The organism is Streptococcus panodentis, from assembly GCF_017884005.1.
GTDB classification, from domain to species: Bacteria; Bacillota; Bacilli; order Lactobacillales; family Streptococcaceae; genus Streptococcus; species Streptococcus panodentis.
Genome location: NZ_QFAY01000013.1, coordinates 36,900 through 56,681 on the forward strand (window position 1 = coordinate 36,900; position 19,782 = coordinate 56,681).

Genomic DNA, 19,782 nt, shown 5'->3' on the forward strand with positions numbered 1-19,782 from the left:
TCTTTTATTCCTTTCTAAAATCCTCCTTGCCAGCCTGACGGTTGACTGACTTCTGGCTTCACGCTATAGCCATCTTCTATCAAAATGCTGCACTCCCCGCCAGTTGATACTCTGGTCGCAATCGCCTGCAGTTTTTCACGTTCCAGCCATTGGCCGAACTCTTGCAAGGTCACTTGGTCCATCTGCTCCAGCTTGTCAATCAGGACAAAGCCGCATTCCGGCTTGAGCTTGCGGACAATAGCCGTGGCCACTTGCAGTTGTTGGCTGCCTGACATGTTATCCCAGCGTTGACCAAGGTAGAGCAATTCACCATCATCGACTGACAAACCTTCCAATGGCAAGTCTGCATTTGTCAGCAAGTCTGTTTTCTTGCGACGGATTTCGCTGATAACATTATCCAATTCTTTGTACTGCGCACGGTAGCCCTTGGCATCGTCCTCCGCTTTGTCCTTGTCCAGATTAGCCCGGACCTTGCGATTAATCTCGTCAATTTCCGCGATGTTCTTCTCAATTTCTTCAGTAGATTCATCTTGCAGATCCATGGCATCTGTTTGAGCAATTTCTAGATCTTTGGCAAATTCGGCCTGTTTTGCTCTTGCGTCATTCAGCAGCTGCTCCAGCCGTTCAACTTCAGCATTGGCGGCGTTGTATTGATTTTGGATGGCTGCAGCGTTTTGACGCTTGCGGGCATTTTCGCCGTTTCTGGCTAAAATTTCCTGTTGTTGCTGGATTAGCTCGGCAATGCTGACAAGTTCTTTTGGAGCGTCAGGATAGTAAGGCTGTTCTTTGGCAAACTTTTCTTTCTGGTCAGCAATCACACCGATTGCGTGGCGTTCGTCATATTTTGCCTTTTCTTCCATCTCCAGCTCTGCCAGCTGCGGGCCTACGCCGATAATCTGCAGGAGCGTAGTCGCCTTATCCTTGCTAGATGATTCCATAAATTTTGGCAGGTCGATAGCCAACTCTTCCACAAAGCTGTCCAGCAGTTTTTGACCGGCCTTGTTGCCTTCTGGGTCAATGACCTTGAGGGCGCTGTTTTTGCCAGTGCGCTCTACTACAAGGCCGTTTGACATGGTAATTTTTAGTGTCGGCGGGATTGTGCTGCCTTCGCGTTGCGCTTGGCTGGGTTTGTACTTGTTACCGCCCAGTGCCCAGGCAATTGCATCTAATACACTAGTTTTACCTTGGTTGTTGTTGCCGCCTACGATAGTCAGACCTGTTGCAGACGGCTCTAGTTTAACCGCTTTAACCCGCTTGACATTTTCGATTTCAAGTTTATTGATTGTTACCATTATTTTTTCTTACCTTTCTTCTTGTTTTCGAAAATCACACCTAAGCAAATCAAACCGCTGATACCCAAGATTGACAGAAATGTATTGCTTACTGTACCGGTCTTTGGTAATTCGTCCGTATTAGCGGTTTTTTCAGCTGTCACAGCAGTTGTTTTTGCTTCTGGTACAATCTTACCGCCGGAGTGTTCAGGGACGTTTTCAGGCGTTTTAGGCGTGTCTGGTGTGGTCGGTTTTTCTGGTTCTTCCGGCTTTTCCGGTTCAATTGGAATATCCAACTCTGGAAGATTCAAAATCGGTGGATCGTTTGGAACAACCCCGCCTTGCCATTCAGGTTTGTCATGAACCGGCGGGTCTAATGGAACGGCGCCTCCTGTGTACTCAGGGATTTCGTGAACTGGAGCTGGTGGAACTTCCCACACAAATGGACGTACGTTACCTTTAGCACTTCCTGTAGCGTTTGCTACTTGGATTTCCCGTTCGAATGAATATTCCTGTCCCATCGCGGTGAAACTCAGCACGTTTACTGGGTTCTGCAGCTTATTCTTCAGCCGGGTTTTATATTCCAGACTGAGAATATTCTTCAGGTAAGGCATATACAGCTTGAACCCGTTTTTGTAGAACTGTACCCCAGCTTCTGACAGAGGGATTTCACGAATACCCACCCAAGGTTCTGCTGATGACAATTCAAACAAGCGCATAGAACCCTCTACATACTCATTATTATCGTCCCAAGTGTCGGATACATTGACATCAGTGAGCTCATGCTTCACAAAGTTCACCCGGCCTCCCCATTGCACAAGAGATGGATCATCTTTGTCTTGCCAGCCCCACTTGGCGACAATTTCGGTAGGATTGGCACTGCCCTGCTGCTTCACTTCAACGTTTTGCACAATAGTACCGTTAAAGTTAAGGTCATACTTTTGATTTTCTGTGACCACCTCTTTTTTCCACATTGTCTTCAGCGTCATGTCAAATTGCTTGTTCAACGGGTTGCGCTGGAAGTAGTCGTTAAAGGTAGTAGTAACAGCCTGTGTCTCATTCGAGGCTACAGCGTTGCCGACTACCTCCCCCTCAGGGCTTGTTACATCAAACTCCTGTGTAGTTGTCCATTGCAATTGTTCAGGGAGGTTATAAGTCAGCGTATCCCCGGGGTTGATTTCAACCCCATCTGGAATCTCTGTGTGATAAGTCAGATCCTTATTCACGTAGGTTTCAGCAGCCTCTTGGCTATATGCAACCTCTGGCTCTGTGACTACAATTTCAGTCCCCTGTTTTTCAACTTCAGCAGCTAATACTGCTTGCGAGATTGCAACAGTAGACAGCAGCGTAACACCTAACATCATTAATTTTGTTTTAGTCATTTCTTCAAATCCCCCTCTTTCACGAAAACCCCATCAACCATCTTTCCTTTTCGGTCTTGGATTTCATTCCAAGCAGCTTCTAGACAGTCTTCAAAGATTGTATTTTTGTCAACTAATCTCAATCCAGCGATAATCATTTCGATTTCGTTGGCTACAAGGTGCGGGTCATATCCGTTTAAAATCGCTTTTGAAATGAAGCTGATACAGATTGCAACATTGTGCATCATGTCATCGCCATGAATTTGATAGCGAATATCATTCAGCTCAGTGATCCCTTGCTGCTGCGCTAGGATAATCAGCACAACAACCACATCGCCGATACTATCTTCGATGACTTCCTGATTCCCTTTGGCAATTCCGGCGGCCAATTCCCCAAATTCCTCATAGAGTTTCAGCAGCTGCTTCTTACTGTCCGCCTTGTCCAGTCCCCGGTCCTTAGACCATTGCTGAACGTTTTCAATTAGTTCTTGTAGTTTCATTTTTTCCTCCTTCGTATATCACTTTCAAGCTCCATAGGTACTTGATAAATTTCACTTTGTCATGCTTCTTGTACCAGGCAAGTTTCTTTTTTTCGTTGACTGACGCATAGTAAAGTATGGCAGTCTCTAATTCCGGGATCGTCATACCAACTCCCCTAGCGGCTCATGATACCGGCTGATTGTCTTCCGAGCTTCAGCCATCTTGGCAGCTTGCTCCGCTGCATAGTGTTCTTGAGCCATGATGATATAGTGTGCTTCTTCGTCGATTTCCTGAACTTTCCGACGCTCAGCTAATTCGTTTCTATGCCGCTTGATGTCATCAGACAGATTGGAAACAAAGCCGGCGATGATAAAGACACCTACCAGTGTTACTGCTCCGAAAAACTCACTCATGGCTATCACCTTCCTGCATTACTTTTGCGACCAATTCCCGCAGTTCCTGCTTGTCGATGGCTTGGTCCTGCATGTACTTCTGGTTAAATTTGTCAATCATACGCTCATGCCGTTCATTGACAAATTCTAAGCGGCTGACTTGGCTCTCTAAGCCCCAGATGCCGATAGCGGTAGTAATAACCAGGATAACCAATGTAGCGCAGGTGTACTGCAGCACTAATACTTTTTCTTTTAAACTTAACCTCATTTTTTAAACCCCTTTTTTAAAAGTAAATTTCTTGTTGTGGTCGATGATTTGCGACCCTTTGTTTTCGATTCTGAAAGTCACGTCTTCATATTCTTTGGACAGTTTATCAAGCTCTGCCTGCACAACCTCTGTTGACTTTTTAGCCAGTGCGTTTTTGTATTGGCTGCCCAGCATAAAGTGCTTTCGCTGCCAGTCCATGATCAGGCGCATATTTTCAGTTTTGTTTGCCATAAGCACCTCCTTTGTGCTATACTTGAGATGGTTTAGAAGCCTAACTGCTTCGCCATGGCCTCGTCAGCTTCGATTTTTGCGAGGCTTATTTTTTTGGCCCGGTAGCGATTAGCCTGTTTCCATTTCCAAAACTTGCGGAAACCTTCGTAGTCTACAAACATCAGTTTATGCGTCGGGTTGAACACATATTGTTCAAACTCTGGATTGTCTCGCATTTCCTTGATGAACTGCTTAGCCGTTGGTATGGTCAGACCTTCCCAGCGTTGGCACAGGTGTTTATAGTCCCCTCCGGTCGGTTGTTCCGTTCCGTCAGCTGGTGTATAGATGACTTCCTTGATTTTGACCTGTGGCACGATTGTCAAACCTACCTTTCTTCGAATTTTACCCAGCTTTCGCTGATGTTGAGCTTCTTCTTGATTTCAAGCTTCAGCTCGTCACTGCCGTGTCCGGTCTTCATTAGCTTGGTAATCATTGCCGGACTGACCCCGATGACAAACGCCAAATCAGACCGCGACCAACCCTTTTCATCAAGTCGCTGCTCAACCAGTTCAAGCCATTTTTTGTGTTGTTGGCTCATACGCTCTACCCCTTTCAGTTAATTTATAAGTTAAAGAATTAGTTAAATTTTATAATAACGCTTGACAACTATTACACTAAGGTGTAAAATTAAAACGTAATTAAAAAACTTGATAAAACGATATATCTATCAACTTTCTTGCTCGCCAAAGCTATTGTTTTTTAGATAAGTTTTAACTAGTTTTTTGACTAACTCTTTAACTTACAAAAACTATTTTACACTTAAGTATTATTTTTGTCAACAGAAAATAACACTTTTTTATAAAATATTTTTTGTCATGCCTTAGAAAGGTTGATATGACAATGTTTTCAACGCTTGAAAAAATAAAGGAACTTGCTCTAAAACGGGGGATAAATCTTCAAAAAGTTGCTGAAGATTTAGGCTATAGTGTAAATTATCTCTACACTTTGAAAGAAAAAACTCCTAAATCTGACCGTCTGCAAGAAATCGCTGACTACTTTCACGTTTCCACCGATTATCTACTAGGTCGAACTAATAACCCGGTAATAGCTGGCGAACCTGCTTCAGAGCAAGAAATAGACATCGACGATTTGGACGGCCGTATCATGGTATTCGACGGTAAACCTCTATCTGATGATGACAAGCGAGCTATCAAAGGTATTATCGAAGGTTACCTTAATAGTAAAAAGTAAAAGAGGTGGGAGATTATGAATGAAAAGGAATTGCTGGAGCACTATCAAGTATCACTTCAAACTTTTGACCCTGACCAGTGGTCAAGGAATGGCTTCTACGATGCAGGGACACGGACTATTTTTATTAATAGTGCTTTGTCCCCAGAGAAACGGCATCAGGTTCTTTTACACGAACTTGGGCATTTAGGACATACTAGTACGGCCTACAATTATGCTGCCACACGCTGCGAAAACGAGGCTAACCGCTTTATGATTAGGCGGCTTGTGCAGGAAGAACTAGCCAAGTATGACGACTCTGCAACATTCAACTGGTTTAATTTTGCTAAAAAATATAATTTAAAAACGACCACTGACGAGCTGATGATACAAGATGAGTATCTGAAATTCGCCGAAGGTCTTTAGGAGGTTTATTATGGACTTTGAAAAGCTCAAAGGGTTCGCAAAGACAGCGGTAGATAAAACTGCCGAAGGCATTGGCGCAGCTAATAAAAAAAGAAAAAAAGCAGCTGCTGAAACAAAAATCACACTGCCAGCAAGCAATCAATTTGCCAGCTCTACTACTGTTAGAAAAACTGTAGATGGTCAGTATTACATTGGATTTTATACCGAGGATCCAGTGTTATATGAATTTGTTGGTTTTGAGTTTGCAGGATCTACAATAAAAGAACGGACAAAAACGACCGGAAAAACTAAGCAGCAAGGCCGAAGCGGCAGTGTTGTAGGCGGTGCCGCTATCGGTACCGTGTTAGCTCCCGGGGTAGGTACGATTATAGGCGGCATGGCCGGCGGCGCACGAAAGAAAAAGGGTACTATCAACTCTACTTCTGTCACTACGCAAGAAGAAAAACCGGGGACTGCAAAGGTCATGCTGCGTAACGCAGTTACTGGTGAATTGAAAACCATAAAGACTAAGCTGACCAATGCTGAAGCAGGAAATATAGATCGATTCTTTAGATAAAATAAAAAATCCCCCACGCTCGCCGTCGCCAAACTTAGAGCATGAGGGTGTTGTTAGGATTCGGAAAACAAGCCATTCAACGGGCCGTTTTCTTGTACCTATTTTACCAGAATATAGGAGATTTTACAATGTGGTCAGAGCAATTAGATAACGGAAAATATAAATTTTTTGAGCGATACAAAGACCCTTATACTGAGAAATGGCGCAGGGTATCTGTTACCTTGGCCAGTGGCTCAAATCGCGCAAAAAAAGAAGCGCAAAAGCTGCTGAATAAAAAGATAGAAAAGGTTATCCAAAAGTTATCATCATCAGATAGATTTTTCAATGACATCTTAGATGAATGGTGGGGGTGCTATCAAAAAACTGTCAGAAGATCCAGTGTCCGGGCACGCACTCCAGCCTATAAAAGACTGTCGGAAAATTTCGCTCCTGGTGTCCCGATTCGCAACATCGATGTCGCTTATATCAAAAAATACATAACTGATACCAATTACACAAAATCACAGTTGGACCATATCAAAGTGATTCTGAATGGTACTTTTGATTATGCCCAGGAGTTGAAAATCATAACAGACAATCCTGCAAGATCCACCACATTGCCTAAACGCCCTCTCACGATTGATGAAATGCAATCTGCCGCCGATAAGTATCTGGAAACCGATGAACTTAATCCACTTTTAAAAGAACTATATCGAATACCTCGGACTTACAGAGCCGGGCTGCTTGCAGAGTTTATGTCATTAAACGGCTGTCGTATTGGTGAAGCGGTAGCTATTCAAAAGCATAATTACCGTAAAGAAAGCAGAGAGCTGGATATTCACGGCTCTTTGGACAGTGTTGATAAAAACGCTAGAAAAGAATTGACTAAGACGGCATCTAGTTACAGAACTACCTACTTAACCTACCGTGAAATAGAAATCATAGACGAGCTTCTGGAGCTGAATGAATTGGCTGCTAGCTCTGACCCGGATTGGTCAAAGACAGATTATATCTTTCTTAATAACCGAGGTAAGCCAGTCCAAAGAAATTCTTTTAACATAACTTTGCAGAAGGCTAATTCCAGGTTAAAAAATCCAATTCAAAAAACACTTAGCTCCCACATCTTCCGCCACACCTTGGTCAGTATGCTTGCCGAAAAAAATGTCCCCCTAAAAGCAATCATGGCCAGAGTAGGTCATAAAGATTCACGGACTACGATGCAGATTTATACCCACGTCACTAGGAACATGAAAACGAATGTCGCAGATATTTTAGACGCAATCGCCAAGGATAGAAAATAGATTTTTGCCCCTTCCATGCCCCTTTTGATAAAAAAAGACCTTGCCAACAACTGCGAAACGTTGATTTAGCAAGGTTTTTATTTTGATATTAACGAACGGTGCGGATACGCATTGTGTTGGTACGGACTGCTTCACCAAGCGGCACACCGGCAACGATAACGATGTTGTCGCCAGATTCTACCAGACCTTGCTCAACCGCAATCTTTTCAGCGATTTCAAACATGTCATCTGTATTAGAAGGACGCTCAGTCGTCACAGGAATCACACCCCAGTTCAGCATGAGACCGCGCTGTGTCAGCTCGTCGAAAGTGATGGCCAGGATATCAGCATCCGGACGGTATTTAGAAATCAAGCGAGCAGTATGACCGGTCTTGGTCAGGGTCACAACCAGTTTAATATCCATTGAAGTGGTTGCATCCTTGACCGCTGAAGCCATAACTTCTGTCTTAGAGTTGCGGGCAAATGTCGTAGAAGACAGACGGCCGTACTCATTGAGCAGTGTCTGAGCGTTCTTGTCAATGGTTGCCATTGTGCGAACAGACTCAAGCGGGTACTTCCCGTTGGCAGACTCGCCTGACAGCATGGTTGCATCAGTACCGTCAATAACGGCATTGAAAACGTCAGATACTTCAGATCGGGTTGCACGCGGCTTTTCAGTCATGGTTTCCAGCATGTTGGTTGCAGTGATGACTACTTTACCAGCAGCATTGACCTTGGTGATGATCATCTTTTGGTAAACTGGAACCATCTCGAACGGTACTTCAATCCCCATGTCACCACGCGCAATCATGATACCGTCTGCAGCTTCGATGATTTCATCCAAGTTGTCAATCCCTTGTTGGTTTTCGATTTTGGCAAAAAGCTGAACATGGCCGTTGCCTGTTTCTTCGCAGATGGCGCGCACTTCATTGACGTCCTTTGCAGTACGGACAAATGAAATCGCGATGAAGTTGATGCCCTGCTCCAGACCAAAGCGAATGTCGTCGTTGTCACGTTCCGCCAGTGCCGGGAAAGGAATTTTGGTATTTGGAATGTTGACACCTTTTTGCTTAGCAATGATGCCGTCGTTTTCAACTTCCACTTCAAATTCGCGAGTCGCATCGTCTTTGGCAACCACGCGAAGACCCAATTTACCATCGTCAACCAGCACCTGACGGCCCACTTCAACATCATCATAGATGTCCAGCCCGCCGGCAACATTGAGGGCAATTACTTCGCGGGTAGACTGGATACCTTGCTTAGTTGCAACGCGGATCTTTTCACCCGTTTTGTAAGCATACTCTTTGGCATCGCCTTCAAAGAGCTCTGTACGGATTTCCGGACCTTTCGTATCAAGAAGGAAACCTACTTTTTGACCGGCAATTTCTTCTGCACGCTTAACAGTTGCCATGCGCTCTCCCTGCTCAGCATGGTCACCGTGTGAGAAGTTGAAACGGAAGGTATTGGCGCCGGCTTCAATCAATTTAGCGATATTCTGTGCAGATGCTTCAACATCAAGTTTTTCGCCCCAGTATCCGTCATCGCCGAATTTTTTACCGCCACGGATCTCTACCGCAGGACCTAATGTTGCAACAATTTTTACACGTTTGTTCATGATTTTTATGAAACTCCTTCTTCTATTTTGGCCTTGAGGCCTGTAATAACAAATAAATAATAATTAAATAGTAATGCTGCGGTTGAGCTCAGCCAGCTCCAAGTCGGCCTTGTGCGGATTATTGACCACAATCTTGCCGTCAGCTGTCAGGCTGAAGAGTGCACCTTCTTCTGCTGTTCCCAGAATCGGGCTTTCTACCATCTGCTCATTGCGGATGCCGACAGCAACACCGCCGATTCCCTGCTTGAGCAGAGAAACGGCATGGGCTCCCATGCGGGAAGCCAGCACACGGTCACGCGCAGTCGGTGAGCCTCCGCGCTGAATATGGCCCAGCTCAGTGACACGTAGATCGCTCATATCGCCCGCTTCTTTCAGCAGCTTGGCAAATTCATCCGCTGACATCACCCCTTCTGCCAGAACGATGATATTATGCTTCTTGCCTTTTTCATAGCCGCCCTTGATGCTGGAAACAATGTCCTCAATCTCGAAGCCTTCCTCAGGAACGATGATCTCATCTGCACCAGAAGCAATACCGGCCCAAAGAGCAATATCACCGGCATTGCGGCCCATTACCTCAATCACGAAAGTCCGGCGGTGGCTGGATGAGGTATCGCGAATCTTGTCAATAGCGTCCATCGCCGTCGTAACGGCTGTATCAAAGCCAATGGTAAAGTCTGTCCCGACAATATCATTGTCAATGGTGCCCGGCACACCGACAGCTGGGAAGCCGTGCTCTGTCAGACGCATAGCACCGTGGTAAGAACCATCGCCGCCGATAACGACCACGCCTTCAATACCGTGCTTTTTCAGTTGCTCAATCCCCTTTAACTGGCCTTCAAGCTGGGCAAACTCAGGGTAACGAGCGGAATGAAGGAAGGTCCCGCCACGAGAAATAATGTCGCCGACTGAGGTTGCGTCCAAGGGATAGATTTCCCCGGCAACCATTCCAGCGTAGCCATCATAAATTCCGTAAACTTCCATTCCTTCGGAAATTGCTTTACGAACGACTGCACGGATAGCAGCATTCATACCAGGGGCATCACCGCCGCTGGTCAAAACAGCAATACGTTTCATTTCGCTTTTTGCTCCTTCTTCTTTTTAACATTCTTATAGATTATACCACAATCGGCAGGAAAATTCTCTTATTTTTCCATATTTTTTAGCGAAAAATCGTTTTCATGCTGTATTTTTTCAATTCCTCCTGCAGGTGGTCAGATTTTTCTACCCGAAAATGCGGTGTTGCGACCGTCTGCTTCTCCTCTTCATAGCGCAGGACCACGGGAATGCTGCCCGGATAGCGCTGCAATATCTGAGAAATGGCTACATCATGGTCGTGATTGGCAGTCTGGATCCAGAAGCGCTCGGAGCTGGCTTCCTGTAGGTCTGACAGGATCATCTGCAGTCGGCCGTCCCGCTCCTGTACCCTGCCGGTCAGATAGTAATAGCCTTTCTCTCGGATACAGTCCGCTAACTGGCGGTAAGTCTCTGGAAAGAGGGTCACATCCAGCTTTTTCTTGGTATCAGAGACCTGCAGAAAGGCCATGTTTTCGCCTTTCTTGGTGCGAATGACCTTGATGCTCTGCACCTCTGCCAAAATCGTCGCTCTGCTATTTTCCGTCAGCTCACCAATCCAGCTGAAAGGCTGAGCGGACTGCTTGGCCAGACGGATCAAAGGATGGTCGCTGAGGCCGGCCCCGATAATGCTCTGCTCCAGCTCAAACTTCTCGGCCTCGCTGAAATCTTCTGCCTCAGTCCAGGAATAGCTGCTATCTGCAAAGAGGCTGCCCAGTTCGTCAGCAAAGACAAAGAGATTGGGCAGATTGGCCAGAATCTTCTGGCGGTTGGGCTCAAAGCTGTCAAAGAGGCCCAGCTGTACCAAGGGAGTCAGAAGCTGCACCTTGTGATAGTTCTGCGGCAGACGCAGGATAAAGTCTTCCACGCCGGAAAAAGGAGCCTGCTTGCGCTCCTCTAAAATCCAAAAAGCTAAATCCCGCGGCAGACCCTTGATATTTTTCAGACCCAGAAAAATCTGCTTCTCCTGAAATTTATCATGATAGGGAATCGTATTGATATCGAGCGGTGCCAGCTGAAAGCCAAAGTTCAACGCATCTGTGATATAGTCGCTGCTGGAATAATTGAGCATAATATCAAAGAAAACATCCGGATAATGTGCCTTGAAATAGGCCAGCTGAAAGGCCAGAGCTGAGTAAGCATAAGCATGGCTGCGGTTGAAGCCGTAGCCGGCAAATTTCTCCATAATGGCAAAGACTTCCTTGGCTTTCTCAGCTGTGTGGCCGCATGCGACCGCACCGGCTACAAACTCCTCTTCCATCCTGTGCATCTCGGCAGCATTTTTCTTGCCCATGGCGCGGCGCAAGATATCGGCCTTGCCCAGACTGAAGCCGCCGAAGCGCTGAGCCACCTGCATGACCTGCTCCTGATAGAGCATGATGCCATAGGTAGGCGCCAGAATATCAGCCAGACTGTCATCCAGCAGCTCCACCGGCTCTTGGCTATGCTTTCTCTTGACAAAGTTATCAATGTAATCGCTGGCACCGGGCCGGTTGAGCGAGGTCGTAGCCACCACTTCCTCAAACTGCACCGGCTGGACCCGCTTGAGCAGGCTGATGGCTCCGGGCTGCTCAAACTGGAAAATCCCCTTGGTATCACCAGCTGCAAAGAGCTTGAGCGTTTCTGCATCTTCCAGGTCAATAGCAGCAATGTCAATAGCCACTTCATGCTTTTTCAGGGCTGCTTCCTTCATGCGCTGGACAAAGGTCAGATTGCGCAGGCCCAAAAAGTCCATTTTCAACAGACCGTTGCTTTCGACACCGTGGGCATCATACTGGGTGATCAGCATGTCTTCGCCGTATTTGAGAGGGATATGGTCGGTCAGATCATTGTCGCTCATGACGACGCCGGCCGCATGGATAGAGGTCTGGCGCGGATTGCCTTCGATTTGCTTGGCAATGTCAAAGGCCTGCTGGTATTCGGGCTTGCTGTGGATAATCTGGCGAAAGGCCATGTTCTTCTCATAAGCCAAGGTCAGACTGTCTCCAAATCGGATTTTTCTGGTGATATTGGTCAGCTCATACTCGGGCAGGCCGTACCGCTTGAACACATCGCGAATGGCCTGCTTGGCCCCAAAGGTCGAGTAGGTGACAATCTGAGCCGCATGCCAGCTGCCGTAGCGGTCACGGACATAGCGGATAAACTCCGGCCGGTAGACATCCGGAATGTCAATATCAATATCAGGCATGGTATAGCGCTCCAGATTGAGAAAGCGCTCAAAAAGCAGGTTTTTCTCCACTGGGTCAATACCGGTAATTTCCAGTGCATAGGCCACCAGACTGCCGACTGCAGACCCCCGGCCCATGCCCATATAGTAGCCCTGACTGCGGCCGAAACGCAGCAAATCCCAGACGATGAGAAAATAATCATCAAAGCCCATCTGGTGAATGACAGCCAGCTCCTGCTCCAGCCGATCCGCATACTGCGGCCCGTTCAGGCCGCGCTTGAGAAGACCGGCCTCGGCCCGCTCCCGCAGCTCCTCGGCTGCCGGCCGCTCCGGATTAAAGCGGGGCAGTTTCAATTCTGTATTGATGTCATAATGGACATCTCTGACAAGCTGTTCCAGATTGCTCAGGCTTTCAGGAAAGCTCTGCTCAAAAGCTGCCGCCAGAGCCTGGGGCGTCAGCAGCAGCTCATGGCTGGCAGGGCTGCCCGCCTCCCGCAGGCTGACATTGTCCCGGATGGCCCGCAGCATCTGCAGCGTCTCCAACTCTCCTGTATGGAAATAACGGACTGTATGCAGGGGCAGGGTCGGCCGCTCAAAGCTCTGCCGGGGCGTGTCCGGAAAGACACCGATATAAAAATCCTGTCCCAGATCCAAGTCTTCCACACCGGCAAAAGCTGGTACAATCAAAGCCAAGCCCTTAAACAGATGCTGGAAATCCTCCCAGTTTTTGCTGCCGGTCATCTTGCGGGTGGAGACCTTCATCAGATTGCGGTAGCCCTGACTGTTCAGAGCCAGAAGCCGGATATTCAGCTCCTGCCCCTCTCTGATGACCGTCAGCTCCAAGCCCAAAAGCGGCTGAATGCCCGCTGCTGCCGCTGCTTCCAGAAAATGATAGGCACCATAGAGATTGTCCACATCCATCATGCCCAAGCGGCTGTAGCCCAGCTCCTTGGCTTTCTGCACGTATTTTTTGATAGAGATGAGACTGTCCATAAAAGTATAAACCGTCTTGGTATCTAACTGTATCACCACATTTTTCTCCTTGAACATGCTTTGCTTCTTCTTATAACTATTATACCGCAATTCGGCCAATGTGGGAAATGGGAGTTTGGCAGAGAGGGCTGTTCCGGCCATCCTTGCTGGCTTTTTTTGCTATTTTTTAAAGGAAAAGGTATAATGTGTGTAAACGGAATTTAATATAAGGAGGCACTCATGAATCAGTATCCTCTGGTCTATCTCGACCACATCTTTAAAAACTATGGCGAAGCCCCGGCCCTGTATGATGTGAGCTTGAACATCCAGCCTGGCAGAATTATCGGTCTCCTGGGTCCCAACGGCAGCGGCAAGACAACCATTATCAAGCTCATCAACGGACTCCTGCAGCCAACCTCCGGCCATGTCTATCTCAAGGGGGCCGAGCCTTCCCGAGACAGCAAGCGCTTTGTCTCCTATCTGCCGGACACCACTTATCTGAGCGACAATTCAAAAGTGAGCGAAGCGATAGCCTATTTCCAAGATTTTTACGAAAACTTTGACAGCGCCAAAGCCTTGCAGCTCCTAAAGGATCTCCGTATTGATCCGCAGGCCCGCATCGGCAGCCTGTCAAAAGGGAACAAAGAAAAAATGCAGCTCATTTTGGTCATGAGCCGCCATGCGGACCTGTATATCCTGGACGAGCCAATCGGCGGTGTCGATCCGGCAGCCCGTGACTATATCCTGAGAACCATCATCCAAAACCGCACGCCTCAGTCTTCGGTCATCATTTCCACTCACTTAATTGCAGATATTGAGCCGATCTTGGATGAAGTCATCCTGATCAATCAAGGTCAGATTCTGTTGCATGAAAATGCTAATCAGCTGCGCCAACAGTACAATCAGTCTATTGATAATCTCTTCCGCAGCCAGTTTCGCTTTTACTAGGAGGTCTCTGCTTTATGTTCGGAAAACTGTTTAAATACGACTTTAAGTCCAATTACAAATGGTACTGTATCACCTTTGCCATCTTTTTAGGCCTCTCGGTCTTCATGGGATTGTTTGCCGGCAGCGTGCTAAAGCCGGATCAGCTCAATTATTTTAGTGATTATCCAACTTCTACTGCTGGCTTTGTCATTATTTTCTATTTGCTCTTTCTGATGATTTTTTCAGCAGCCTGCGCTGTCTTTCTGTCCAATACCATCATTATTATCCGCCGTTTTTATAAAAACGTCTTTGGACGCGAAGGATACCTGACTTGGACACTCCCAGTCACGCCGCACCAAATCCTTCTCTCCAAGCTCCTCTCTGCCTTTATCTGGAGTCTCTTGTGCATGCTGACCATGCTTGTCGGCGGCTTCCTGATTTTTGGAATTGCTCTGCCTATCGTCGGCTATTCCTTGCAAGAGCTGTTTAAATACCTTGACTACATACCCTCTTTCTGGCTCTGGCTCATCAAATTTGGATTCATCAATCTGCTGCAAACCATCTCTGGCATTCTCTTCTTCTACCTCGTCATCTCCATCGGACAGCTCTTTAAGAAGAATCGGATTATGATGGCTGTCCTCTTTGGATTTTTGATTTGGACTGTTTTGGCAGTCTTCTCTCTCTTCCTGCCGACTCCATATTCTGTAACCAACTTCCTGAATCTTTATGATGATAGTTCTAGTTACGATGACTTCTACCTAAGTTTTAGTCAAATGCTGGATATCTCCCTGATTATCCGGAGCATTTTTGAACTCGTCAAGATTTTCGGCTTCTACTTTACCGTCTACGCCATTGTGAAAAACAAGCTGAATCTTCAATAACCATCAAACTGACTGAAACCTTTTGGTTCAGCCAGTTTTCTTTTTTTACTTCAGAATAATCGCTGCCACGATAGGGCTGACAAGGACATACATAAGGCCCGTCACACCAATCGCAAGTCCTGCCATGGCCCCCGCGACCTGACCGTATTTAAAGGCAGTTCCCGTTCCCACTGCATGGCCGGTCCCGCCTAGAGCCAGGCCAACGGCGACAGGATCTGTGATTTTTAGAATCTTTAGAAGCGTCGGTCCCAAAACACTGGTCAGAATGCCGGTCGCTACAACGACAACCAGCGTCACTGCCGCAATCCCCTGCAGCTTGTCCGTAATGCCGACAGCCATGGCTGTGGTGACAGACTTAGGAAAGAGAGAAACAGCCAGAAAAAAGTCCATGCCAAAAAACTTAGCCAGCAGAGCAGTGAAGCAGGTATTGACCACTACTGCCGCAAAGGTCCCCAGCAAAATACTGCGGGCATGGTGCCTCATGAGGTGAAAGGTCTTATAGAGCGGGATACCTAAGGCGACTGTAGAGGGGACAATCAGACTGTTTAAATAGGAGCCGCCGACATAGTAATCCTTGTAGGAAATCCCGGTCAGCTTCAGAAAGGCAATGACCAGCACCGCCGCCAGCAGCAAGGGAGTGGTCAAAGGATGGGGAAATCTGCGGAAAATCAGAAGGCCAATCAGATAAGCCAGAATAGACAGAGCCAGGCCAAAGAGAGGATTGCTCCATAGATCAGACATGGCTGCTCCCTCCTTTCTCATAATCGCCTTCAAAACGGCTCTTCACCAGCTGCACCACCACTGCCATCACACAGACATTGAGCACGATGGCTCCCACTACAATCAGGACAATGGGCAGCAGATAAGGCGCAATGACCTGAAACTTATCCATGATGCCGACTGCCGGAGGCAGGAAAAGAATGGTCATATTGGCCAGGAGAAAATTGCCCACCATGCTGATATGGCGCAAGCGCAAAAGCTTGAACTGCAGGGCTGAAAACAGCAGGAACAGGCCGATAATACTGCCCGGAACAGGCAGGCGAAACACCGATGAAATGCCCTCTCCAATGAGGGAAATCATCAAAATAATCATCAGTTGAACATATAATTTCATGCAAAACCTCCATCTCTTCTATCTACAGTTTACTCCTTTTCGGAAAAATTTCAAGAGAGTTTCAGAAATAAAGGCTATTTGAATTTCAAAAACAGACTTGTTTTGAAGTCCTGGGTTGAAGACAAGGCGGTGGGGCAGACTCCCATGATGGCTGCGACCTCACCCACAGAGGGAGCTATCTTCGGGAAGATACCGAATAAGACTCTGCCCCACCGCCACTACTAAAAGCAAAGGAAAAGGCTGTAAAAGATAGACAAAATGATGATAAAAAAGAGCTGGGACAATGCATGTCTCAGTCTCACTTTGTTATCGTCATTCATTCTCAGGATTAGAGAGCCTGAATCATAAAGTAAATCAGCAAGGCAAAGAGGGCCAGACTGGCCAAGAGGACCGACAGCTTCATCACGAGGTCGGTGTCCCAGTAGCCGGATTTGCCAATAGAGCTGCTGTCCTGAAAAAAACGCTGGCTCTCACGAGGCAGCAGGCTGACCAGCAGGATGAGAGTCAGCGCTGCGCCGGCGGTCAATAAGATTAATAAAGTCTGCATACTATCTCCTCAATGCTCCAATCAGGGTAAAAATCAGCCCAATCAAGATGACCAGACCCAGTGCAATGACAAAGGCCTTGTTGAGCTTTTCGCCCAGACTGGCTTTTTCTTTTTTGGGCTGGCCCTGTTTAAGACTGTCTAACTTTTGCTCCACATCCTTGTAAAATAAGTCTTTCTTAGTCATGCTGACCTCCTAGCACCCTCTGAAGGGTTTCCTGATACAGACTGAGCGGAACGTCATTGGCATGCCGGCCCTGAGCCAGAAGCGCTGACCGCATCCCCTCAACATCAGCCAGTGCCTGCTCAATCGCTGCCACCAGCTGCTGGGGCTGACTGCTGTCAAAAATATGCTGGCTGGCGATGTAGCGCCTGTCATGAACCGTCTGCTCAAAGCCCAGCAGCAGCAGATTGCTGTCAAAAGCCCAGCGAACGGCCTGCAGAACCTGCCCGCCCTGATTGATATCCAGATAGAGGTCTGCCTGCAGATAAAGCTCCTCCAGCTGCTTGAGACTGGCATTCTGATAGAGCACGACATTCTGATAAGAGAGCATGGACAGGAGTTTGGGCGACATCTCAGTCAGAGCAGCGATGCGAAAGACAAGCTGGGGCAGGGCGGTCACCAAGGTTTCCAGCTGCTCGATCTGATCTGAATGTGTCAGTATCAGAGCATCCTTGCGGAGATAATTGTCCCGCTTGAAATCATAATGATAGCCCAGATGCAGGAGCTTGTGCTGCTGCTCCGGTCCAGCCAGACTCCTGGCTTTTTCATAAGTCGCTCGGTCTGGAATGACAATGGTCTGCGTCCGCAGCTGATCCTGCTCTAAAATCAGCTGCATATTGCCCGGCAAAGCATCACCGATGGGCTCCTGCCAAAAGAGAATGTCCTGTCCGGCCTGACCAGCCAAGCTGTACGACAGCAGGAAGGAATTGGCCAGAGAGTTAAAGAGGATATGGTCCAGATCATAGCCCATCCGCTCCAGAAAGAAACGCAGGAAGTCGACCCGGTTTTTCAGGATGCGCAGGGGCTCATTTTCCAAGGTCAGAATCAGGTCGCCTGTCTGATGATTCTCCACGATCCGCTCCTGCCGGTCATCCGCATAATAGGTCGTCGTCAGGGCCTGCTGACCGGCATCATAGGCTGTCTGAGCAAAGCGGCGGCCATACTTGTCATAGTGATCGGTCAGGCGCCGCTGCCCTTTGCTGTCCAGCCAATCCACTTCTTTGACCAGACGGCCCATAGCCTGATCGGCATAGCGGATCCGGGCTTTTTCCTGTCCCATATCAAGGACACGCGCTCCCTGATGGTCGCCGATGATTTCCCAAAAGGGCGGCCGGTCAATCTGATTAAAGAAGCGGGCCTTGCCAGATGGCCTTTCCTCACTCAGCAAGTGCAGATAAGGCGAAATCATATCATCCGGCAGAAAGCCATTGGCCTCAAGGACAATGGTCGGACAGTCAAAGCCCGCGGCCTGCAAGGAGTCATGCAGGTCCTGGGTTTCCTGACTGTAAAGGTCAAATAGCTGAATCATGTCCCACCTCCTCAATGAGCTCTTTCCAGGCGGCCTCCACCCGGCTGGTCAAAAAGTCTGCTGCAATCTCATAGGATTTTTGGCTCATGGCCGGCTGCTGCCCCTGCTCAAAGAGCTCCTGAATCTTGGCCGCATAAGCGGAGATAATCTGCTCCTCCACCTGACTGGCAGAAGCCGGCAGCAGATAGCCATTCTCACCGTCCTTGATAAAGGTCTGATTGCCATAGCGGACATCAAAGCCAATCAAGGGCAGACCGGAGCCGACGGCCTCCATCAGGGTCAGGCCGAAGCCTTCGCTGGTCGAAGCCGTCAGATAGAGCTCATAGTCGGCATATACTCGGCTCAGATCAGCATGGCCTTTGAGCCGGATGTAGTCCTGAGCCCCGCCTTCTTCGATCAAGCGGCGGAGCTTGGCCTCCTCGCCTCCCTTACCGTAAATATCCAGAGTCAGATCCGGCAGGGTCTTATGGGCCTCCATGGCCGCCCGCAGCAGCCAGTCGATATGCTTTTCCGTCGCCAGCCGCGAAGCGGTAATCATAGAGAAAGGCCGACGCGGATGCTCAGGATAAATCAGCCGGTCCAGGCTCCCCACCGGAATGGTGACAATCTTAGGCCGCTGGTCCGAATAGCGCTCAAACTGCCGGGTCAGAATGTCCCGCTGAGCTGCAGTCGCCACGATGAAAAAGTCCACCTTGTCCGCATTGGTAAACTGATAGTCATAGAAATTATTCCAGAGAATATAGTCCTCACTGCTGGCATTTTCGCTGAAGTGCTCGGCATGGACCACCACTCCCAGCTTAGCCGGCCGGCATTCCTCAAAGACCACCTGACCGATACCGGTTTCCCGGTCCAGGATCAGGATGTCCTCCGCCTGCAGATCGAGGCAGCGCAGGAAATAGCGGACCAGCTCGGGCTTAGAGTAAAAGATGCGGTCAGGAAAGCGGTAGAGCTCCTCCTGGCCGTCCTGCAGCAGCATATCATAAGCCACCGAGCCGTCTTCATTGTAAAAACGGCGCTGGTAGAGGGCTGCTGCTCCCTCATGAGGAGCAAAATACTCGCTGGCATAGCGGACATAGGAAAAATAGTCCTTGCGAATCAGCCGGCCGCGCGAAACGTACTCTGCATGCTCCACAAAGTCCTGATCCTCCTGCCGCAAATAGCAGGTGATAAAGACATCCTCCTGCGAATAGAAATAGCGGACAATCCGGCCCTCTCTTTCTGAGCGGTCGGGCCGGCCGGCTACTGAAGCCAAAAGGTCATCCAGTGTCACCGTAGTCGGCGCCAGCTTGACATCTGTAAAAAACTGGTAGAGCCAGATAACCTCCTCATCACGAAAACCGATATTTTCAGTCAGGTGCTGAATATTATCCGCCAAAATCATATCCATAAAGATGAACTTAGCCGGCTGCCCAATCCTGCGCAGCAGCTGAGCCCGGTAAGCCTGAGCGTACTCTACGCCGCTGCTGGCCCAGCCGATGCCCAAGTTAATGTTATATACTGTCATAATGT

23 protein-coding genes are annotated in these 19,782 nt (G+C 48.1%); 6 read left to right on the forward strand and 17 right to left on the reverse strand.

Annotated features, from left to right (window positions below; all coding sequences use genetic code 11):
• Positions 1-14: 14 nt before the first annotated feature.
• The 8 genes from DHL47_RS07210 to DHL47_RS07245 form a co-directional block, all read right to left on the reverse strand.
• Positions 15-1,292 (reverse strand): AAA family ATPase, encoded by a 1,278-nt coding sequence (locus DHL47_RS07210; protein ID WP_209551392.1) that lies wholly within the window; start codon positions 1,290-1,292, stop codon positions 15-17.
• Complete coding sequence (locus DHL47_RS07215) at positions 1,292-2,653, reverse strand: SIALI-17 repeat-containing surface protein (protein ID WP_209551393.1); 1,362 nt, start codon at positions 2,651-2,653, stop codon at positions 1,292-1,294. The genes DHL47_RS07210 and DHL47_RS07215 overlap by 1 nt, the downstream gene beginning before the upstream one ends.
• Positions 2,650-3,132 (reverse strand): MazG-like family protein, encoded by a 483-nt coding sequence (locus DHL47_RS07220; protein WP_209551394.1) that lies wholly within the window; start codon positions 3,130-3,132, stop codon positions 2,650-2,652. The genes DHL47_RS07215 and DHL47_RS07220 overlap by 4 nt, the downstream gene beginning before the upstream one ends.
• Positions 3,133-3,273: 141 nt before the next feature.
• Positions 3,274-3,525, reverse strand: a complete 252-nt coding sequence (locus tag DHL47_RS07225; protein WP_209551395.1) for a hypothetical protein — start codon at positions 3,523-3,525, stop codon at positions 3,274-3,276.
• The gene (locus DHL47_RS07230) at positions 3,518-3,772 is read right to left on the reverse strand and encodes a hypothetical protein (RefSeq protein ID WP_209551396.1); all 255 of its coding nucleotides are present in this window, start codon (positions 3,770-3,772) and stop codon (positions 3,518-3,520) included. Before DHL47_RS07230 ends, DHL47_RS07225 begins: the two co-directional genes overlap by 8 nt.
• 3 nt (positions 3,773-3,775) lie before the next feature.
• Positions 3,776-4,003 (reverse strand): hypothetical protein, encoded by a 228-nt coding sequence (locus tag DHL47_RS07235; RefSeq protein ID WP_209551397.1) that lies wholly within the window; start codon positions 4,001-4,003, stop codon positions 3,776-3,778.
• Between the two features lie 32 nt (positions 4,004-4,035).
• The gene (locus tag DHL47_RS07240) at positions 4,036-4,356 is read right to left on the reverse strand and encodes an excisionase (RefSeq protein ID WP_338060099.1); all 321 of its coding nucleotides are present in this window, start codon (positions 4,354-4,356) and stop codon (positions 4,036-4,038) included.
• Between the two features lie 11 nt (positions 4,357-4,367).
• A complete protein-coding gene (locus DHL47_RS07245; RefSeq protein ID WP_209551398.1) occupies positions 4,368-4,580 on the reverse strand; it encodes a helix-turn-helix domain-containing protein in 213 nt (70 codons plus the stop codon).
• A gap of 302 nt (positions 4,581-4,882) precedes the next feature.
• Here DHL47_RS07245 and DHL47_RS07250 point away from each other — a divergent pair, with 302 nt between their 5' ends.
• The 4 genes from DHL47_RS07250 (at position 4,883) to DHL47_RS07265 (ending at position 7,471) form a co-directional block, all read left to right on the forward strand.
• Complete coding sequence (locus tag DHL47_RS07250) at positions 4,883-5,233, forward strand: helix-turn-helix domain-containing protein (RefSeq protein ID WP_209551422.1); 351 nt, start codon at positions 4,883-4,885, stop codon at positions 5,231-5,233.
• Between the two features lie 15 nt (positions 5,234-5,248).
• A complete protein-coding gene (locus tag DHL47_RS07255) occupies positions 5,249-5,635 on the forward strand; it encodes an ImmA/IrrE family metallo-endopeptidase (protein ID WP_209551399.1) in 387 nt (128 codons plus the stop codon).
• A gap of 10 nt (positions 5,636-5,645) precedes the next feature.
• Positions 5,646-6,191 carry a hypothetical protein gene (locus DHL47_RS07260; protein WP_209551400.1) on the forward strand — a complete coding sequence of 182 codons (546 nt, stop codon included), beginning with the start codon at positions 5,646-5,648 and terminating at the stop codon, positions 6,189-6,191.
• A 128-nt stretch (positions 6,192-6,319) separates the two neighbouring features.
• The gene (locus DHL47_RS07265) at positions 6,320-7,471 is read left to right on the forward strand and encodes a tyrosine-type recombinase/integrase (protein ID WP_209551401.1); all 1,152 of its coding nucleotides are present in this window, start codon (positions 6,320-6,322) and stop codon (positions 7,469-7,471) included.
• A gap of 88 nt (positions 7,472-7,559) precedes the next feature.
• Here DHL47_RS07265 and pyk read toward each other — a convergent pair whose 3' ends face one another.
• The 3 genes from pyk to DHL47_RS07280 all read right to left on the reverse strand — a co-directional run bounded on the left by pyk (position 7,560) and on the right by DHL47_RS07280 (position 13,335).
• The gene (gene pyk, locus DHL47_RS07270; protein WP_209551402.1) at positions 7,560-9,065 is read right to left on the reverse strand and encodes a pyruvate kinase; all 1,506 of its coding nucleotides are present in this window, start codon (positions 9,063-9,065) and stop codon (positions 7,560-7,562) included.
• 63 nt (positions 9,066-9,128) lie between these two features.
• The gene (gene pfkA, locus DHL47_RS07275) at positions 9,129-10,139 is read right to left on the reverse strand and encodes a 6-phosphofructokinase (RefSeq protein WP_128837291.1); all 1,011 of its coding nucleotides are present in this window, start codon (positions 10,137-10,139) and stop codon (positions 9,129-9,131) included.
• Positions 10,140-10,224: 85 nt separating this feature from the next.
• Entirely contained in the window at positions 10,225-13,335 is a 3,111-nt protein-coding gene (locus DHL47_RS07280; protein ID WP_338060097.1) for a DNA polymerase III subunit alpha, read from the reverse strand.
• Between the two features lie 180 nt (positions 13,336-13,515).
• On the opposite strand from DHL47_RS07280, the gene DHL47_RS07285 reads away from it, so the two are divergent.
• Both DHL47_RS07285 and DHL47_RS07290 read left to right on the forward strand, forming a co-directional pair.
• Entirely contained in the window at positions 13,516-14,223 is a 708-nt protein-coding gene (locus tag DHL47_RS07285; RefSeq protein ID WP_209551404.1) for an ABC transporter ATP-binding protein, read from the forward strand.
• 14 nt (positions 14,224-14,237) lie between these two features.
• Complete coding sequence (locus DHL47_RS07290; protein WP_209551405.1) at positions 14,238-15,083, forward strand: lantibiotic ABC transporter permease; 846 nt, start codon at positions 14,238-14,240, stop codon at positions 15,081-15,083.
• Between the two features lie 45 nt (positions 15,084-15,128).
• On the opposite strand, the gene DHL47_RS07295 is transcribed toward DHL47_RS07290, so the two are convergent.
• From DHL47_RS07295 to gtfA, 6 genes are all read right to left on the reverse strand, one after another.
• On the reverse strand, positions 15,129-15,824 hold the full coding sequence (locus DHL47_RS07295) for an LrgB family protein (RefSeq protein ID WP_209551406.1): 696 nt from the start codon (positions 15,822-15,824) through the stop codon (positions 15,129-15,131).
• Entirely contained in the window at positions 15,817-16,197 is a 381-nt protein-coding gene (locus DHL47_RS07300; RefSeq protein ID WP_209551407.1) for a CidA/LrgA family protein, read from the reverse strand. The genes DHL47_RS07295 and DHL47_RS07300 overlap by 8 nt, the downstream gene beginning before the upstream one ends.
• Before the next feature lie 328 nt (positions 16,198-16,525).
• Positions 16,526-16,744 (reverse strand): accessory Sec system protein Asp5, encoded by a 219-nt coding sequence (gene asp5 / locus DHL47_RS07305; protein ID WP_128837294.1) that lies wholly within the window; start codon positions 16,742-16,744, stop codon positions 16,526-16,528.
• 1 nt (position 16,745) lies between these two features.
• Complete coding sequence (gene asp4 / locus DHL47_RS07310) at positions 16,746-16,928, reverse strand: accessory Sec system protein Asp4 (protein WP_128837295.1); 183 nt, start codon at positions 16,926-16,928, stop codon at positions 16,746-16,748.
• Positions 16,921-18,273, reverse strand: coding sequence for an accessory Sec system glycosylation chaperone GtfB (gene gtfB, locus DHL47_RS07315; protein ID WP_209551408.1), 1,353 nt, complete (start codon positions 18,271-18,273; stop codon positions 16,921-16,923). Before gtfB ends, asp4 begins: the two co-directional genes overlap by 8 nt.
• Positions 18,257-19,777: an accessory Sec system glycosyltransferase GtfA gene (gene gtfA, locus DHL47_RS07320; protein WP_209551409.1), complete on the reverse strand. Its 1,521-nt coding sequence runs from the start codon at positions 19,775-19,777 to the stop codon at positions 18,257-18,259. The genes gtfB and gtfA overlap by 17 nt, the downstream gene beginning before the upstream one ends.
• Positions 19,778-19,782 lie beyond the last annotated feature (5 nt).

Coding starts and splice junctions, on each gene's coding strand:
- DHL47_RS07210 (WP_209551392.1), bottom strand. CDS start 1,292: ATGGTAACAATCAATAAACTTGAAATCGAAAATGTCAAGCGGGTTAAA.
- DHL47_RS07215 (WP_209551393.1), bottom strand. CDS start 2,653: ATGACTAAAACAAAATTAATGATGTTAGGTGTTACGCTGCTGTCTACT.
- DHL47_RS07220 (WP_209551394.1), bottom strand. CDS start 3,132: ATGAAACTACAAGAACTAATTGAAAACGTTCAGCAATGGTCTAAGGAC.
- DHL47_RS07225 (WP_209551395.1), bottom strand. CDS start 3,525: ATGAGTGAGTTTTTCGGAGCAGTAACACTGGTAGGTGTCTTTATCATC.
- DHL47_RS07230 (WP_209551396.1), bottom strand. CDS start 3,772: ATGAGGTTAAGTTTAAAAGAAAAAGTATTAGTGCTGCAGTACACCTGC.
- DHL47_RS07235 (WP_209551397.1), bottom strand. CDS start 4,003: ATGGCAAACAAAACTGAAAATATGCGCCTGATCATGGACTGGCAGCGA.
- DHL47_RS07245 (WP_209551398.1), bottom strand. CDS start 4,580: ATGAGCCAACAACACAAAAAATGGCTTGAACTGGTTGAGCAGCGACTT.
- DHL47_RS07250 (WP_209551422.1), top strand. CDS start 4,883: ATGTTTTCAACGCTTGAAAAAATAAAGGAACTTGCTCTAAAACGGGGG.
- DHL47_RS07255 (WP_209551399.1), top strand. CDS start 5,249: ATGAATGAAAAGGAATTGCTGGAGCACTATCAAGTATCACTTCAAACT.
- DHL47_RS07260 (WP_209551400.1), top strand. CDS start 5,646: ATGGACTTTGAAAAGCTCAAAGGGTTCGCAAAGACAGCGGTAGATAAA.
- DHL47_RS07265 (WP_209551401.1), top strand. CDS start 6,320: ATGTGGTCAGAGCAATTAGATAACGGAAAATATAAATTTTTTGAGCGA.
- pyk (WP_209551402.1), bottom strand. CDS start 9,065: ATGAACAAACGTGTAAAAATTGTTGCAACATTAGGTCCTGCGGTAGAG.
- pfkA (WP_128837291.1), bottom strand. CDS start 10,139: ATGAAACGTATTGCTGTTTTGACCAGCGGCGGTGATGCCCCTGGTATG.
- DHL47_RS07285 (WP_209551404.1), top strand. CDS start 13,516: ATGAATCAGTATCCTCTGGTCTATCTCGACCACATCTTTAAAAACTAT.
- DHL47_RS07290 (WP_209551405.1), top strand. CDS start 14,238: ATGTTCGGAAAACTGTTTAAATACGACTTTAAGTCCAATTACAAATGG.
- DHL47_RS07295 (WP_209551406.1), bottom strand. CDS start 15,824: ATGTCTGATCTATGGAGCAATCCTCTCTTTGGCCTGGCTCTGTCTATT.
- DHL47_RS07300 (WP_209551407.1), bottom strand. CDS start 16,197: ATGAAATTATATGTTCAACTGATGATTATTTTGATGATTTCCCTCATT.
- asp5 (WP_128837294.1), bottom strand. CDS start 16,744: ATGCAGACTTTATTAATCTTATTGACCGCCGGCGCAGCGCTGACTCTC.
- asp4 (WP_128837295.1), bottom strand. CDS start 16,928: ATGACTAAGAAAGACTTATTTTACAAGGATGTGGAGCAAAAGTTAGAC.
- gtfB (WP_209551408.1), bottom strand. CDS start 18,273: ATGATTCAGCTATTTGACCTTTACAGTCAGGAAACCCAGGACCTGCAT.
- gtfA (WP_209551409.1), bottom strand. CDS start 19,777: ATGACAGTATATAACATTAACTTGGGCATCGGCTGGGCCAGCAGCGGC.